This window comes from Paenibacillus sp. GCM10028914 (genome assembly GCF_042666275.1).
GTDB lineage: Bacteria > Bacillota > Bacilli > Paenibacillales > Paenibacillaceae > Paenibacillus_AQ.
Map to the genome: position 1 here is coordinate 351,606 of NZ_JBHTFO010000018.1, position 16,498 is coordinate 368,103.

12 protein-coding genes are annotated in these 16,498 nt (G+C 43.0%); 10 read left to right on the forward strand and 2 right to left on the reverse strand.

Annotation, left to right across the window (positions count from 1 at the left end; translation table 11 throughout):
- Nucleotides 1-71: 71 nt before the first annotated feature.
- Both ACFQV5_RS22085 and ACFQV5_RS22090 read left to right on the forward strand, forming a co-directional pair.
- Nucleotides 72-755: a uracil-DNA glycosylase gene (locus ACFQV5_RS22085; RefSeq protein ID WP_379250044.1), complete on the forward strand. Its 684-nt coding sequence runs from the start codon at nucleotides 72-74 to the stop codon at nucleotides 753-755.
- A 20-nt stretch (nucleotides 756-775) separates the two neighbouring features.
- Nucleotides 776-1,171 (forward strand): hypothetical protein, encoded by a 396-nt coding sequence (locus ACFQV5_RS22090; RefSeq protein WP_379250046.1) that lies wholly within the window; start codon nucleotides 776-778, stop codon nucleotides 1,169-1,171.
- Between the two features lie 629 nt (nucleotides 1,172-1,800).
- On the opposite strand, the gene ACFQV5_RS22095 is transcribed toward ACFQV5_RS22090, so the two are convergent.
- Both ACFQV5_RS22095 and ACFQV5_RS22100 read right to left on the reverse strand, forming a co-directional pair.
- On the reverse strand, nucleotides 1,801-2,877 hold the full coding sequence (locus ACFQV5_RS22095; protein WP_379250048.1) for an AI-2E family transporter: 1,077 nt from the start codon (nucleotides 2,875-2,877) through the stop codon (nucleotides 1,801-1,803).
- Between the two features lie 113 nt (nucleotides 2,878-2,990).
- Nucleotides 2,991-3,329, reverse strand: a complete 339-nt coding sequence (locus tag ACFQV5_RS22100; protein ID WP_379250050.1) for a L,D-transpeptidase — start codon at nucleotides 3,327-3,329, stop codon at nucleotides 2,991-2,993.
- Nucleotides 3,330-3,493: 164 nt separating this feature from the next.
- On the opposite strand from ACFQV5_RS22100, the gene ACFQV5_RS22105 reads away from it, so the two are divergent.
- From ACFQV5_RS22105 to ACFQV5_RS22140, 8 genes are all read left to right on the forward strand, one after another.
- Entirely contained in the window at nucleotides 3,494-3,964 is a 471-nt protein-coding gene (locus ACFQV5_RS22105; RefSeq protein WP_379250052.1) for a general stress protein, read from the forward strand.
- A gap of 280 nt (nucleotides 3,965-4,244) precedes the next feature.
- Nucleotides 4,245-5,942 (forward strand): sensor histidine kinase, encoded by a 1,698-nt coding sequence (locus ACFQV5_RS22110; protein ID WP_379250054.1) that lies wholly within the window; start codon nucleotides 4,245-4,247, stop codon nucleotides 5,940-5,942.
- An 8-nt stretch (nucleotides 5,943-5,950) separates the two neighbouring features.
- Complete coding sequence (locus ACFQV5_RS22115; RefSeq protein WP_379250057.1) at nucleotides 5,951-7,462, forward strand: response regulator; 1,512 nt, start codon at nucleotides 5,951-5,953, stop codon at nucleotides 7,460-7,462.
- Between the two features lie 142 nt (nucleotides 7,463-7,604).
- Nucleotides 7,605-9,086, forward strand: a complete 1,482-nt coding sequence (locus ACFQV5_RS22120; protein ID WP_379250059.1) for an ABC transporter substrate-binding protein — start codon at nucleotides 7,605-7,607, stop codon at nucleotides 9,084-9,086.
- Between the two features lie 90 nt (nucleotides 9,087-9,176).
- Complete coding sequence (locus ACFQV5_RS22125) at nucleotides 9,177-10,106, forward strand: ABC transporter permease (protein WP_379251131.1); 930 nt, start codon at nucleotides 9,177-9,179, stop codon at nucleotides 10,104-10,106.
- Between the two features lie 31 nt (nucleotides 10,107-10,137).
- Complete coding sequence (locus ACFQV5_RS22130; RefSeq protein WP_379250061.1) at nucleotides 10,138-11,055, forward strand: carbohydrate ABC transporter permease; 918 nt, start codon at nucleotides 10,138-10,140, stop codon at nucleotides 11,053-11,055.
- A gap of 28 nt (nucleotides 11,056-11,083) precedes the next feature.
- Entirely contained in the window at nucleotides 11,084-13,381 is a 2,298-nt protein-coding gene (locus ACFQV5_RS22135) for a glycoside hydrolase family 3 N-terminal domain-containing protein (RefSeq protein ID WP_379250063.1), read from the forward strand.
- A gap of 2 nt (nucleotides 13,382-13,383) precedes the next feature.
- Nucleotides 13,384-16,497 (forward strand): alpha-mannosidase, encoded by a 3,114-nt coding sequence (locus tag ACFQV5_RS22140; RefSeq protein ID WP_379250065.1) that lies wholly within the window; start codon nucleotides 13,384-13,386, stop codon nucleotides 16,495-16,497.
- Nucleotide 16,498: the final 1 nt, after the last annotated feature.

Here is a 16,498-nt window from a genome sequence, read left to right on the forward strand (position 1 = left end):
TAGAAAGAGTGTAATATTTGCATTACCATAATATAAGGTTATCCGGGAATAACAGCTAGGAGGATGCATCGGTGTTTAATAATGATTGGGATGCGGTTCTACAACAGGAAATCGAGAAGCCATATTTTGAAGAATTATGTACGAAGATCGTAGAAGAATATGAGAACCATACCGTTTACCCGCCGAAAGAGGATATTTTTCGCGCGTTGAAACAAACGCCATATAAGGATACAAAGGTGGTAATTCTGGGACAAGATCCTTACCATGGACCTGGGCAGGCTGAGGGACTGAGTTTCTCTGTTAAGCCTGGGGTTAGGATACCTCCTTCATTACATAATATTTATAAAGAGATGACAGCGGATTTGGGTATTTCTGCTCCGTCCCATGGATCTCTGATGCACTGGGCTAATCAAGGCGTTCTGCTATTGAATGCAGTGCTTACCGTTAGAGAAGGGCAGCCGAATTCTCATAAAGGGTTGGGATGGGAAACCTTTACGGATGCAGTAATAGCACAATTAAATGAGCGTAATACGCCGATGGTTTTTATACTGTGGGGCAGTTATGCGCAAAAAAAAGGCGCTATTGTTGATCGGAGCCGGCACATGGTACTGGAATCCAGTCATCCGAGTCCACTCGCAGCACGGAGAGGCTTTTTCGGAAGTCGTCCATTTTCTAGGGCAAACGCTTTTTTGGAAGAGAAGGGCATTAAGCCGGTAAAATGGGATATTCCTAATCAACCGGATACGAAAAAGTAAATAGTCCGGAGGTGGCCAAGTTGAAGCATTGGATTGGGCGTAGAGTAGTTGTCCAGCGGCGTGACGGTGCGAAGATCGCTGTTGAAGGTATACTGAAGATTTGGGACAATGTACACGAGAGAATTGTAATTGTACCGGGTGATGTTGTGGTACCCTTTCATGCGATCACAAAGATTGAGCGGGCTGATCGGTCTCCGTCTTTAAACAGTATTGGATATAGAATCAATCATTCGATTCAATTTGATAATGCGGTATACTTTCGTTCTAATGTGATGATCTGGAAAGGCGATTCTCTAGTAACACCTCAGGCTATATTGGTAGCACATGATATGGAAACCGTCACGCTGTCGAGCGGTCAGCGATTACGAAAGAATGAGTATAGTTTTGTTGTCCGTTCCTTGCGAGGCAAAGTTTGATGATCTTATATACACTTTATCTATTTTCATACGAAAAAGGTCGAAGAAAGGCTCTATTAGAGTTCCTGTCTTCGGCTTTTTTGATTTATTGTCACCCACTTTAGCAGATTGTGGGCAGGTAATAGCCATCCGAACTTTAGGCTTACTTCGGACGGGCCCCGAAGTAGATAACGCTTGGATTTTCGATTGTTTGGCAGTTGGGAGAACGCGGGGTTTAGGAACTCAGATTCCGTCAAAGAAACAGTTCTCTCACTGCCCTCCAATGACCCTGTTTGAGCTGGTAGAGTCAGCAAAGACCTCGCGTAAAAAGCGAAGCTGTGGGTTTGGAGTCCATGGTGAGAATGCTGATGAAATCAATAAAGGAGGTTCTAAGTTTATACGTTTTTTGATGGATATGCTCAAAGCAGCGGAGGGGACAAAGCGTTTCCGGACAAACGGTAGTGGTCGCCTTTGTGATCCAATTTCCATCCCTAACTAAAACCAGTTCAGGAAATTGGAGAACAAGAGCGATGGGAGGAATGATTTGTACCCGTAGTGTCTCACAACAGAAAAAGGAGTCATCCCGCAAGATCCTAGATCTTTTGGGACAGCCCCTTTGTTAATTTAGTAAGGTTAATAACGAAAATCTATTAAGCATCTTCGATCTTCTCTGCCAGAAAGAGCTCGTATACTCGAACGACGATGATTTTTAGAATCATATAAGCAGGAATAGCTAGAAGAACGCCTAGGATCCCGTAGAAATCACCACCGACCAGTAATAATACAATGGTTGTAAGCGGGTGGATATCTAGCTGTTTACCGTATATGACAGGTGTAAGAATATTGTCCTGAATTTGTTGAGCAATGACAATGACGACAACGGACCAGATCGCTATACTCGGAGATTCGATAAATCCGACGATGACGACAGGTATCGCAGCGAGTAGAGCACCCACGTACGGAATAAAGTTAAGAACAAAGGATATGAGCGTAAGCAATAGGGAGTACGGTAGACCAATAATAAGGAATCCGATATACATAAGGACGCTAAGGACGAGGTTTAGAAGTACCTTTCCAATGATGTAGTTACTTAGTGCGTTGTCGATGTCGCTTAGCACCTCTTGTCCATCTTTGCGGTATCTCCTAGGAAGGATACCTAGCAGTTTGAACGAGAATTTGTTTTTCTCTTTCAACATGTAATACATAATAATTGGAACGGTGGCGATAATGACAACAAAACTGGAGACAACTGTAATCAGGTTGGTGATGGAATTGCTGATCGTTGTCATGGCTTTGTTCGCATAATCCATTAAACTACTGTAGATTTCGGATTCCGATGGCATAAAGCGGGACCAGAACGGATTCTGCCCAAGATGATTCATTTGTTTCTGAAGATCATCGACCAGATTAGGTGCATTTTCAATGAAATTTTCAATCTGTTCTTTCAGAGTCGGCCATACGAGAAGAATGAAGATGGCAAATAATCCGGCAAATACAAAATAAATCATAAACACACCAAGTGGGCGCTTGATTTTTCGTCGTTCCAGATAGTCCACGATTGGACGAAGTAAATAATAGAAAAACCCTGATATCGCAACCGGCATAAGAAGCATATTGAATATCGAGACGATCGGGTTAAACAGGAAACTGATTTTGGAACCGAGATAAATAATTAACAGCAGTGCAATTATACCGAGACATGTACGAAAATATTTGCTCTGCATCATAGAGCGTTCCCTCCAAGCTATGTATGGTGTCACGATTATTACGCCTTAACAGTTCTCATTAACCACATTCGCTTGTTTTGAATGAAGGGCAAATGTTCCAGAGTACAAAAATATTAGTCTCTGATTGTCACTCTGGTATGGATTGGGACGAGAGAGGCAAGCTCGTTGACATCCTCGTTATACATCCGAATACAACCATGAGATACCGATCTTCCGATGGAAGATGGATCATTCGTGCCATGAATTCCGTAATGGGGTTTAGATAGACCGAGCCAATAAGAACCAAATGGACCACCTGGATTTGGTTCTTTATTCACAATGGTAAAGTTACCAGGAGGTGTCTGGGTAGCGAGTTTGCCGACAGCAATGGGATAGGTTTTTACTACGATGTCCCCATCGAGTAAGTGCAGCTGATATTTTGATCTGTCAACTATAATTCGGTAATTAGGCATGATCAACAGCTCCTTTTTTTCTTATCCTATGTGCTTGGATGTGCATTCGCGCATTCAGAAGAGAAAATAGGCTTCTATCGCTTCCGTTTATTTTTTCTCGAGAATGGTTAATGAGGTACGTATTTGCAATGTTTTAAAGAAACCTGTAGTGGAGGTAAACATATATGGCAATTCTTATGGTGGGTATCTATGAAGCAGAGGCGGATGTATATCAATTGGTTAAGAAGTTAGAGGAGTTGGGATTTAACACAAAAGAAATCTCGCTCATTGGACGCAGAGTAGAAATGCTGGAGGATCTAAGTGAATTGGCAGGGACCCAAAATCCAGACACAGGAATGGCTTCGAGTGGTCTGCTTGGATCTTTACGAATGGTATTGTCTGGTTTTGATGTGTTGACAGAGCCTATTGCCGCTGTGGGACCTGTTGCCGAAAGAGCGGCTGGAGCAGGAATTGGAAGTAAAGAGCCAGACAGCTTAGCCATAGCTTTAAGAGGACTGGGCATTCCAGAGGAGGATGCGAAATCGTACGAACGGCAGGTAGAAGCTGATCGCATGCTTTTACTTCTTGAATGTGACAAAGATCAGCAGGAGCAGGTGGCTGACTTGTTTAAGGAGACGGGGGCTTTAAATGCCTAATAATTGAAGTGTGACTAACAGGTCAAGGGAGATGATGCCCTTGGCTTTTTTAGTCTCTTCTTCTGCATCCAAATTATTACAAGATTATTTAATTTATAAGACATGTTATATTAGAGAGGTAGGACGACCGAAGTTATTCGTACTTGCATCAGGAAGGAGTTAGACTATTGTGTTTCCGGTTAACTTCTATAACAATTATATAAAAAATAATATGTTCACTAAAATGTTGTTGTCGTTCTCAGTAATCACCATAGTAACGATTCTTACTTTGTCATATTTGATGTACTATTTTTTATCGCAATCGGCTATCCGTAGTGAAATCGATAATCAGCGCGATGCGGTAGAGATGGTAGGACGATATGTAGATCAGAAGTACGAAGCTGTTCATGCGTATGTAAATGATCTTTATCGGAGCAATTTGCTAAGTGATGATCTTGCTTTTTTTCTGTTGAATAATTTCGATGAATATATGGTGAAAAGAATCGATCGATTCTCGAATTCAGACAGCCCGCAGTCAGAAAGTGTGTTGGCCTATTTCAAACAGCGTCTGGAAGATGACCTGGATATAGAGAACATTATTCTTTATAGTGCTGAGAAGCAGTTTATGTATGCCTTTAAGCAGGGAAGTATGAATAAGCTGTATCAGGCGAACGCTGCACGCTCTTTTATCCCTGATGCAATGGCATTGGAAACTCAAAGTGTAACGCTACCTAATGAATGGGTTTGGAAGCAGATACAGACAGAGGATACACAACTTTATTCGATCAGAAGTCCCATTAATGATATGAGAAGTTATAAGAACCTTGGTCAGCTTCTCGTTTATTTTCGTACAGACCGAATTCATCAGCTGCTGGACGATGCTAATTCAGATTTGAAGGGCTATATTATGATATTATCCGCTGATGGTCAGGTGCTTTTTGACTCCTCACGACAATATTACGGTAAGCGCTACCCTGACACAGAGGAACTTCTTAATCCTAAAACTAGAGTTGAGCTAGAAAAAGAAGCATATATAACAGCCTCACCTCATAATCAAGGTGGATTTACCGTTGTTGGAATCGCTCCCAAAACAGAAGTTGCTGAGTCGTATAAAGGCTTGCGTAACACGATTATACCGCTCGCCTTTGTCTGTATATTGATAGCTATCCTTTTGCCTGCAGTAGTGATTGTGAATTATTCGAAGAGAACTAATAATATTATTCGGTTTATGCGTAAAGTGGAAACCGGAGATTTTGTAGCTAGAATCCAAGATCCGAAAGAGGATCAGCTCGGACAAATATCACAAAGTTTTAACGAAATGCTGGATGAACTGACAAGGTATATTGATAAAGTGTATAAAGCAGAAATTAATCAGAAAAATGCGGAGTTATTAGCGCTTCAAGCAAGGATCAACCCTCACTTTTTATATAACACGCTTGAAGTGATCCGGATGAGAGCCTTATCCCAGGGGGCTCACGATGTCGGAGAGATGATATATAGTTTATCGGTTCTCTTTAAAAATATGGTGCAGTCAAAACTTAACTACACTCTGAAAGATGAGCTTGAAGCTTGCCGTTTATATCTTGAGCTGTTTCGAATTAGGTATAAGGATAAGTTTAGCTATGAGATAGATTGGGATAAAGACTTAGGCAATATACCAATGATCAAAATGTCATTGCAGCCACTCATCGAAAATTATATTGTGCATGGGTTAAAGACAGATTGTTATGATAACTACATTCACATTAAAGTCGTGCGTGATGGTGGTCGAATTCAAATCGTGATTCGTGATAATGGAAAAGGGATTACACCCGAGCGGCTGGACAGCATTGTTAAGCGCATTCAAATTTCCGAAACGAACGAAGAATCTTTTGGACTAAGAAGTGTAAACGAGCGGCTAAAGCTTACTTATGGAAATGAATATGGTATGGACATCCAGAGTAAGCCGGACGTGGGTACGACGGTATCTATCGATTTTCCGGTAACACATGAGGAGTGACGAACGAGATGTATAAAGTGTTTATTGTCGATGATGAGCCTTTTATTATAGAAGGGCTATATGATGCAGTAGATTGGTCTCGATTTGGTATGGAGATCGTAGGAAGTGCAGAGAATGGACGACAGGCGCTGGAGAAGATGCAGCATCTTCCTGTTGATATATTAATTACGGATATCTCTATGCCAGTGATGACGGGATTGACCCTTATTGAGGAGGTTAGAAAAATCAAGCCTGAATTGAGGGTGATTATCCTTAGCGGGTTTGATGACTTTTCTTATTTGAAAGAGGCGATGCGTCTTGGGATCGAGAATTACTTACTCAAGCCAATCAACTTTAAGGAACTGGACGAGACACTTACCGGAACAATTCAGAAGATCAATGCATCACGTGCAAAATATGCGCTAGATGAATATGACATTTCTATTCTCAGAAGCAACATCCTTTATCGCTGGTTGACCGGGAGAATCGAACCAGCTGAATTGGCAGAACGTGCGTCTCTCCTTGGATTACGTCTGGACCGGCCTTATTTGTTAGTATCAGTTCTCCGAGCGCAATCGGCAAAGCTGGAAATGGCACTGATGCGTCTGGTCGAGCAAGAGAATAATGTAATGTATTTAGTTGATTACGACGGAGATTTTGTTGTGATTTTTACGATGGATGAACCACTAATGGAGAAACCTAGAGCTATACGGTTACTTCAGCAGGTTAGGGAACAGTGTTATGGAGAAGAAATTAGTATATCTCTCGGAAGTGTTGAGACTATTTCAGAGCATATTACAGAAAGCTATAGGCATGCGAAAGAAGCTCAGGAATATTTTCTTGTGCTCGAACAGCCATCTTATGTAGACTATGTGGACATTCAGGAACGAAAGGACGAGGCATCACGATCTTTAACCCTTCATTGGCCCGATTACGCCAAAGGGATTGGGGCGCGGGACAAGGATGAGCTGTTTAATACTATTGATCGCGATTTTGCTCGTCTTCGAGATACTTCTGGGATTACTCCAAGTGTCCTTCAGAGCATTGCCGTAGAGCTTATTATTCGATTTAAAATTGAACTTAATGACATACAATATGGTGCAGCTCCAGATTTCGTAAAAAATACGCTAAGCCGAATTATGGGATCGGGTTCGATCGATGATTTAATACTAGCTGTGAAAGAAGGGGTTGGCAGACTTATCGACTCCTTAAATAGTGATATTAAGAGCCCCGTAATTCAGCAGACGCTAAATTATATACATGAATCGTATGATGAGGACTTATCACTTAAAGTGCTGGCAGCTCAGTTTCATATTCATCCGGTGTATTTGGGGCATCTTTTTAATAAAGAAACAGGTGAGAGTTTTACCGAGTACATTAATCGCTATCGGATAGAGAAAGCGAAGGAGCTGCTTCGCAATACACCCTTAAAAGTGCAGGAAATCGCTAGAGAGGTCGGTTATTGGGAAACGGGATACTTTTATAAACAATTCAAGAAATACGTAGGCCTTTCTCCGAGAGATTTTAAAGGACTGCTCTGATGATTTAATCAGAGTAGTTTTTTCTTTATTTTCAACCATATTAACTTTAATTTGTCGCCTATGTGAAAATGCTTTCATGCAGTAACCTTATATATATCAAGAGAAACAAAACAAACACAGAGAAAAAAAGGGAGGAAATGAAATGAGTAAATCAAGAAAGAAGTGGCTGCTTCCCGTAACATTGTTGCTATCTGTTTCGATGATACTATCGGCATGTGGCGGCGACAAAAAGGATGCGGGAAATGAAAGCGCAAGCAATGGTGGTTCTAAACCCGTAGAACTGATCTGGTACACGATCGGTGCTCCTCCAAAAGATTTGGAAAAAGTTGAAGCTGAAATCAATAAATATACTGCCGAAAAAATCGGTGTAACGGTAGATATGAAAATGATCGACTTTGGTGACTACAATCAAAAAATGCAGGTAATGGCTGCGTCTGGTGAGCCGATGGATATTTTGTTCACAAGCTCATGGGCATTTGATTATGTACAAAATGCAAGAAAAGGCGCGTTCATGGAATTGGACGAGCTGATTGAGAAACATGGTCAAGGTATCAAAGAAGTATTGGATCCTGCTTTCCTTGAAGGTTCTAAAGTTGACGGACATAACTATGCGATTCCGGCTAACAAAGAGCTCCCTGCTCAAGAAGCATGGCGTTTCAACAAAACTCTCCTTGAGAAATACAACTTGGATATTACCGATGTGAAATCTTTGGAAAGTCTTGAGCCACTGCTCAAAACAATCAAGGAAAACGAACCAAATGTGGTACCGCTCGCGATCAACAAAGACTTCAGTCCACTGCTTCCTTTCGACTACGTAATTGAAAAAATGCCTATGGCAGTTCACCTGGACGACAATGAAGAATTGAAAGTGGTTAACTTCCTCGAAGCACCTGAAACGATGGAAGCTTTGAAAACAATGAACAAGTTCTACAAAGCAGGATATATTTCTCCTGAAGCAGCAACTACAACTTCGACTCAAGATTTGTTTACATCCGGTAACTGGTTTACAGACCGTGCTGCTACCCAGCCTTTCGCGGACAACCTGTGGAGCCAAAGCTATGGATATCCAGTCATTTCCACACCAGCTGGAGACCCTGTAATTTATAACTGGTCTGTAATGGGTTCCATGCAAGCCATCTCTTCTAACTCGGAACATCCTGAAGAAGCGATGAAATTCTTGAACCTGCTTAACACAGATGAAAAGCTTCGTAACCTGGTGGATTCCGGTATCGAAGGCGAGCACTACAAGAAACTTAGTGAAAATGTAATGGAAAATCTTCCTGAATCCAAGAACTATGACATGCCTACATTTACGTTTGGTAACGTAATGCTTACTTACTTGAACCCAGAAGATCCTGAGAACAAATGGGAAGAGTTCAAGAAGTTTAATGAATCAGGTACAAATGCACCACTGCTCGGATTTAACTTTGATCCTACGAAAGTATCCACTGAGCTTGCTGCAGTCAACAACGTAAAAGAAGAGTTCTGGGCACCGCTCATGACAGGAACTGTTGATCCTGAAGTATACCTGCCTAAAGCAATTGAGAAATTGAAAGCAGCTGGCTTAGATAAAATCATGGCTGAAGTTCAAAGCCAAGTTGATGCTTGGAAAGCAAGTAAATAGTAAGTGTAACAACAATTGGATAAAAAAGGGCGGCGGAATTTCACCGCCCTTATTATCCATTCATCACGAGGAGGGGTTAGCGTGAGGGCGATCGGACAGTTTTTCAAAAATATCATGACGAACAAAGCCATGCTGTTCATGGTTTTACCGGGGGCCATTTGGTTTCTCTTTTTCTCATATTTGCCGATGCTCGGAACGGTTATTGCGTTTAAAGAATATCGCTTTAGCCGTGATGGGTTTCTCGCTAGTATCATTAATAGTAAATGGGTAGGACTTGAAAACTTTAAATTTCTGTTCAGTACGAATGATGCTTATATCATTACAAGAAACACGGTGTTGTACAATTTCGCCTTTATTGTATTAGGTCTCATTTTAGCTGTTGCTCTGGCCATTGTATTATCTGAGATCGTAAATAAGCGGCTGGCGAAAGTGTACCAGACCGGTATGTTTCTTCCCTATTTCTTATCATGGGTAATTGTTGGTTACTTTGCATTCAGCTTTTTGAGTATGGATAAAGGGATGTTGAACCAGATTCTAGGTTGGTTTGGTTTAGATCCGATTCAGTGGTACTCGGAAGCGAAATATTGGCCTTTTATTTTGATCATTATCAGCTTGTGGAAAGCGATAGGTTATAACAGCGTTGTGTATCTCGCTGCGATTATGGGCATAGACAAATCATTGTATGAAGCAGCCATGATTGACGGAGCGAACAAATGGCAGCAAATTAAGGCCATCACGATTCCAATGCTGAAGCCACTCATGACTATCTTAACCCTTCTTGCTGTAGGTAAAATCTTTTATGCGGACTTTGGGCTGTTCTATCAAGTGCCGAGAGATTCCGGTACGCTGTATTCTGTAACGAACGTTATCGATACGTATGTATACCGCGGACTGAAAACGACGGGTGAAATCGGTATGAGTACTGCTGCTGGTTTATATCAATCCGTTGTCGGATTTATTCTCGTTATGACTTCCAACTATATCGTGCGTAAATACGATAAAGAGAACGCCTTGTTCTAATAAGTGAATTACTTCAAAGGGGGTACGAGCTGTGTTTAAAAGAAAACCCAAAACGCAAGACTTTCATCAGCTCTCCAAAGGTTGGAATATTGGAGCGAATCTGATTGCAGGTATATTTGCCTTTATGTGTGTGTTTCCGTTCTTGTTCGTAATGATTATTTCCTTTACGGATGAAGCATCTCTTGCAACGAATGGTTATCAAATCTTCCCTGAAAAATGGAGCTTAGAAGCATACAAGTACGTGTTTGAAACAGGGGATACATTGCTTCGCTCTTATGGTGTGACGATCTTTGTTACGGTTGTTGGTACGATTATCAGCCTTTGCGTCATCGCGCTGTATGCATATGCCGTGTCTCGCAAAACTTTCAGATATCGTAACTTCTTCTCATTCTTTGCATTTTTCACGATGCTATTTAACGGTGGTTTGGTTCCAACGTATATTGTAGCTACTCAGCTTCTCGGACTAAAAGATTCTATCTGGGCGTTGATCTGGCCACTTGCCGTAAATGCGTTCTATATTATGATTCTTCGGACGTTCTATAGCACGAGTGTTCCAGATGCAATCGTCGAATCCGGTAAAATTGACGGCGCAAGTGAATTCAAGATTTTCTATAAGCTTGTTCTGCCACTCTCTCTCCCAGGTTTGGCGACGATCGGATTGTTCAGTACGCTTGGTTACTGGAATGACTGGTTCAATGCTCTCTTGTACATTGACAATCCGAATTTGGTTCCACTACAATCGATGCTTATGAGAATTGAAACGAGCATGCAATTCATTCTCCAAAATTCTCAGAACTCTTCACTTAGTATGAGTGCTCTACAATCGCTTCCACAGGATACAACTCGTATGGCGATGGTCGTACTAGCAACAGGACCTATCATTTTGGCGTATCCGTTCTTCCAGCGTTACTTTATTCAAGGTTTGACGATTGGTGCAGTGAAAGAATAAAAAATGGTAGTGACCGGAGGTTATGGGAATGACTTATAAAGATTCTAGCAAACCTGCCTTGGAACGGGCTGAGCACTTACTCAGCCTTATGACACTCGAAGAAAAGATTGGCCAGCTGGTTCAACCTTTCGGCTGGATGACCTACGAATATAAGGATGGTCAAATTTCATTAACAGAATCTTTTAAACAGCAAGTGAAGAATGGCGGCGTGGGCTCCCTGTATGGGGTGCTCCGTGCTGACCCTTGGACAGGTGTTACGCTTGAGAGTGGTCTCTCTCCTAAGGAAGGGGCGCAAGCGGTTAACGAAATTCAACGCTATGCAATTGAGAATTCCCGTCTTGGTATTCCAATCCTGATTGGAGAGGAATGCTCTCATGGGCATATGGCCATCGGTGGCACTGTTTTTCCCGTACCATTGTCTTTAGGTAGTGCGTGGAATGTAGATTTGTACCGTAGAATGTGCCGTGCAGTAGCGATTGAAACACGAAGTCAGGGGGGAGCAGCAACTTATTCACCTGTACTGGATGTTGTCCGTGATCCGCGCTGGGGGCGCACAGAGGAGTGCTTCGGAGAAGATCCCTACCTGATCAGTAAGTTTGGGGTTGCTTCTGTCGAAGGTCTTCAAGGAGAGCAACTGGATGGGAAAGATAGTGTGGTTGCTACATTGAAGCACTTTGTAGGCTACGGAAGTTCAGAGGGTGGTAGAAATGCTGGCCCGGTTCATATGGGACTCCGTGAATTATTAGAAGTTGACTTACTACCATTTAAGAAGGCTGTTGAAGCCGGAGCCGCGTCTATTATGCCAGCTTACAACGAAATTGATGGCGTGCCTTGTACTGTCAATTCAGAGCTTCTCGATGATCTTCTTCGGAAGGAATGGGGCTTTGACGGAATGGTCATTACGGACTGCGGAGCGATCAATATGCTAGCTTCCGGTCATGATACGGCTGAAGACGGTATGGATGCTGCAGTTCAATCCATTCGTGCGGGCATAGACATGGAAATGTCCGGTGAGATGTTCGATAAGTATTTGTTAGAAGCTGTGCGTCTTGGCAAGTTGGAAACGGAAGTCATTGATCGTGCTGCCCTGCGTGTGCTTAGCTTGAAGTTCCGCTTGGGATTGTTTGACAATCCTTATGTTGATCCGGATCGAGCAGAAGAAGTCATTGGCAGCAGTGAACATAAAGAAATCGCTCGTCAGCTTGCAGCTGAAGGCACTGTATTATTGAAAAATGAAGCTGGAATCTTACCTTTGTCCAAAGCGTCAGGTACGATTGCGGTTATTGGTCCGAATGCGGATCAGGGATATAATCAGCTGGGCGACTACACTTCACCACAACCTCCTGATCAAGTGGTAACTGTGTTGAAAGGAATAAGGCACAAGTTGAAGGAAGAGGTAGAACGTGTACTGTACGCTCCTGGGTGCAGAATTAAAGACGATTCGAAGGAAGGTTTCGAATTTGCCTTGTCTTGTGCAGAACAAGCGGATACAATTGTTATGGTTCTAGGGGGATCCAGCGCCCGTGATTTTGGTGAAGGAACGATTGATTTAAGAACCGGAGCATCTAAAGTGACGGAACACTCTTGGAGCGATATGGATTGTGGTGAGGGAATTGACCGTATGAATCTTCAACTCTCAGGCGTTCAGCTTGAGCTGTTTGAAGAAATTCATAAACTCGGAAAACCTGTTATTGTTGTATACATTAATGGTCGACCGATTGCAGAGCCTTTGATTGACCAACATGCTCATGCCATTTTGGAAGCTTGGTATCCAGGTCAGGAAGGCGGTCACGCCATTGCTGATATATTATTTGGTGATGTGAACCCGTCAGGACGTTTGACCATTTCAATACCGAAACATGTGGGGCAATTACCAGTATATTATTACGGAAAGCGCTCTCGCGGTAAACGGTATTTGGAGGATGATTCGCAGGCTCGCTATCCGTTTGGATATGGTTTGAGTTATACGAGCTTTAGCTACAGCGATCTTAAGATCACTCCTGAAGTGATCCGGGCTGATGAAATTGCAACTGTAAGCGTTAATGTTACCAATTCGGGAGACCTTGAAGGCAGTGAAGTCGTTCAGTTGTATATTTCCGATGCAGCGAGTCAGTATACCAGACCAGCAAAAGAGCTGAAAGGTTTTCATAAGCTGAATTTGAAGCCTGGAGAGACCCAGTCTGTTGAATTTACAGTTGGGGCTGAAGAACTGCAGTATATCGGCAAAGATTACAAATACGTCGTTGAGCCTGGTCTGTTCCGCGTGATGGTTGGCAGACATGTTAACGATACGCTAAGCGTCGATTTAGTGGTGCAGGAGGTTTAATTATGGAGCGAATTAGACGTTTTATTCGAGAACTATCGGAGCGTCAGTGGCTGGAGCATATCGAGCTGAGGGATTGGGATATTACGCGTTCAACGTATAAACTTCCTGGTCAATATGAGGATACAGCACCTTATCCTGAAGGCAACGGTCTGGATTGGTTCCCGAGCAAACAGGGTACAACATATTTTTTCCGTAAAACACTTGAGCTTCCGAAGACTTGGAGTAACAAGAAGATTGGTCTAGTGTTTCATTCAGGAGGAGAAGGGCTGCTGCGTATCAATGGCAGCTCTTATCAGGGGCTTGACCGAAATCATACGTTTGTAGCACTTGACCCTGAGCGTACCGGAGACAATATGGATCTTGAAATTGAGCTCTATGATCCGATTCCAGAGCCGGTTGATCCGTTGAATCAGCAAGCGGTCATCCAGCCCCCAATCACTTCGATTCGGAGTTTGCTTGTATGTGTTAATGGACCGATACAGAGCTTAATGTATACGATTACGGTTATTCGTGATTCTCTCATTTTGATGCCAGAGCAAGATTTTCGCCGTGTCCGTCTTTTGGAATTACTTTATAGGGCAATGGATCGGTTCGTGGCTATGGATGACTCAGCAATTCGCATGGGACAAGCCGTAAGTGAGCTAGAACAAGACCTGATCCGAGAAGTTGGTGAAATCGGCACAAACGCCGAGGGAACAGAGCATATGGTCGGACAATCGCATATTGACATTGCATGGCTGTGGCCCGTCCGGGAAACGGTTCGGAAAACGAGTCGAACCTTTTCAACGATGGATGCATTAATGGAGGAATATCCTCAGTTTAAGTACGCACAGAGTCAGCCGCTATTATTTCAATTTTTGAAAGACAACGATCCTGAACTGTATGAGCGGGTTAAAATGAGGATCGCTGAAGGGCGTTGGGAGCTGGTTGGTGGAATGTGGGTCGAACCGGATCTGAACATTCCGAGCGGAGAATCACTTATGCGTCAAATGCTTTACGGTCAGCGCTTCTATCAGCAGGAATTTGGGAAAACCTCGGATATAGAATGGCTTCCTGATACGTTTGGTTATTGCGCTTCGCTTCCTCAAATTTTAAAGCACGGCGGAATTCGTTATTTTATGACGACGAAGCTTGGCTGGAACGATACTAACGTGTTTCCTTATGATCTGTTTAATTGGGTGGGGATCGACGGAACACCGATGTTGTCGTACCTAAATCATGGAGTGAACGAGAATACGCTTCCAAAAGACATTCATGATCACTGGCAATCCTACAGGCAGAAGGATGTTCATAATGAACAAATGCTGCTCTACGGGCATGGTGATGGTGGTGGCGGGGTAACCCGTGAAATGCTGGAGTATATTGATCGCTCAGAGTTGATGATCGGACAACCGTCCAGTCGTTACAGCACCGCATCTGAGTTCTTCGGAAGTATTAAAGAGAGAGATCCAAAACTCCCGATATGGCGAGGGGATCTTTATCTGGAACTTCACCGAGGCACCTACACAACCCATGGACGTAACAAGAGACATAACCGAAAAGCTGAAGTGCTGTATCGTGAGGCTGAGCTTTGGAATACGCTGGCAGCGCCTGCTATGAAAGCTGAACAGGTAGAACAAGTAAAAGCTACACTTCATGATGGCTGGAAGCTAATTCTCTTAAATCAGTTCCATGATATTATCCCCGGATCAGCGATTACTGAATCATATGTGACGTCTGAGAAGGAGTATATCGAAGTATTTGATAAAGGGAATACCTCTCTTGATACGGGACTTGAAGCGCTATCAACCCAAGTGAACACTGTAGGAGACGGTGTGCCATACTTGATCTTCAACAGTTTAGGTTGGTTGCGTGATGCTGTAATATCTTTACCTTGTGAAGCAAATCTAGTAAATCAAGCGGTTTATGATGCAGAAGATAACCTTCTTAAGAGTGATATTGTGACAGACACCGCGGGGAACACCTCGATAATCGTACATGTGCCAGGAGTCCCAGCCTTTGGTTATAAGACGATCTGGGTTAGAACCATCGAGATAGCCGCTGAAGAAGAAGTCGTTAACCAATCGAATGTACTGGATCAATCATGGGAGACTGAGCACTACAAGATACAGTTTAACGATCGCGGTGAGATCGTCAGCCTATACGATAAAGAGGCTGATCGCGAAGTAGTGAAGCATGGTGAGCGGGCGAACCGATTCCATTTCTTCCACGACCGACCTACGCTATGGGATGCATGGGATATTGATACTAGATATGAGGATCAGGTTGCAGGAGAAGCAGAATTACTAGAGAAACAAGTGGTGCTGTCAGGAGAAGTTAAGGATATTCTTCGTTTCCGCTGGCGCTTGAATCAATCGGAGATTACCCAAGATATGATTCTGTATCATCAGGATCGACGAATTGATTTTAAAACACATGTCAGCTGGAATGAATCACATAAACTGCTGAAAGTTGGATTCCCAATCGATGTTGTGGCGGAAAAAGCAACCTACGAGATTCCCTTCGGAACTATTGAACGTCCAACCCATCGTAATACGAGCTGGGAACAGGCTCAATATGAAGTGTGTGGTCACCGTTTCGCGGATGTATCTGAGTTCGGTTATGGCGTCAGCCTGCTGAACGATTGCAAATACGGTTATGACGTCCAAGGCAGTACGATTCGTTTGTCTCTGCTCAGAGCCCCAAAATGGCCGGATGTCACCGCAGATTTGGGAGAGCATCAATTCACCTATTCTTTATATCCTCATGCAGGGGACTGGCGTCAAGGAGGCACATTCCGGAAAGCCGCAGAGCTTAACTATGAAGTGCCGGTACGTCAAGCGTCTCAGCAAAAAGGACAATTGCCTTCCACCTATTCTTGGATTCCTTTCGAAAGTCAGCATGTTGTCCTGGATACGGTCAAGCTGGCTGAGGATGGTAGCGGAGTTATTCTTCGCTGGTATGAATCCTCCGGTGGGCGTGATTCCATAACCTTAAAATGGCCTCATGGATTTACGAAAGCCTATCTGTCTAATGCGCTAGAGGAAGAAGTCGAGTTTATAACAGATGCGAATGAAGCGATTAAGCTTTCGTTTGCTCCTTATGAGATCAAAACAGTGAAACTAATTTATTCCTAAT

What these genes read in the sequence shown, in the direction of transcription:
- ACFQV5_RS22100 (WP_379250050.1), bottom strand. Translation starts at nt 3,329, where the DNA reads ATGCCTAATTACCGAATTATAGTTGACAGATCAAAATATCAGCTGCAC.
- ACFQV5_RS22110 (WP_379250054.1), top strand. Translation starts at nt 4,245, where the DNA reads ATGTACTATTTTTTATCGCAATCGGCTATCCGTAGTGAAATCGATAAT.
- ACFQV5_RS22105 (WP_379250052.1), top strand. Translation starts at nt 3,494, where the DNA reads ATGGCAATTCTTATGGTGGGTATCTATGAAGCAGAGGCGGATGTATAT.
- ACFQV5_RS22095 (WP_379250048.1), bottom strand. Translation starts at nt 2,877, where the DNA reads ATGATGCAGAGCAAATATTTTCGTACATGTCTCGGTATAATTGCACTG.
- ACFQV5_RS22115 (WP_379250057.1), top strand. Translation starts at nt 5,951, where the DNA reads ATGTATAAAGTGTTTATTGTCGATGATGAGCCTTTTATTATAGAAGGG.
- ACFQV5_RS22140 (WP_379250065.1), top strand. Translation starts at nt 13,384, where the DNA reads ATGGAGCGAATTAGACGTTTTATTCGAGAACTATCGGAGCGTCAGTGG.
- ACFQV5_RS22120 (WP_379250059.1), top strand. Translation starts at nt 7,605, where the DNA reads ATGAGTAAATCAAGAAAGAAGTGGCTGCTTCCCGTAACATTGTTGCTA.
- ACFQV5_RS22135 (WP_379250063.1), top strand. Translation starts at nt 11,084, where the DNA reads ATGACTTATAAAGATTCTAGCAAACCTGCCTTGGAACGGGCTGAGCAC.